The sequence below is a fragment of the Agrobacterium sp. genome (assembly GCF_032092815.1).
Classification (GTDB): domain Bacteria; phylum Pseudomonadota; class Alphaproteobacteria; order Rhizobiales; family Rhizobiaceae; genus Agrobacterium.
In genome coordinates, this window is the sequence record NZ_DAMDBP010000026.1 from 1 (window position 1) to 265 (window position 265).

The following is a 265-nucleotide window of genomic DNA, read 5'->3' on the forward strand; positions in this document are numbered from 1 at the left end:
CCTTGTCGCCCGGATACCAGTTCTGGACGGTGGAATATTTGATTTCGGCATCATCCAGCGCCACAAGTTCGACCACGGCAGCGTGAAGCTGGTTTTCGTCGCGCTGCGGAGCCGTACAGCCTTCGAGATAGGACACGTAAGCGCCGTCTTCGGCAATGATCAACGTGCGTTCGAACTGGCCCGTGTTCTTTTCATTGATACGGAAATAGGTCGAAAGCTCCATCGGGCAGCGAACGCCCTTTGGCACGAACACGAAGGAACCATC

General features: G+C 55.5%; 1 protein-coding gene. It reads right to left on the reverse strand.

Going from position 1 to position 265, the window contains the following annotated elements; translation table 11 throughout:
* Positions 1-265, reverse strand: a 265-nt coding sequence (locus RT613_RS15440; RefSeq protein ID WP_313616703.1) for a SufD family Fe-S cluster assembly protein, incomplete at both ends; no start/stop codon positions are given.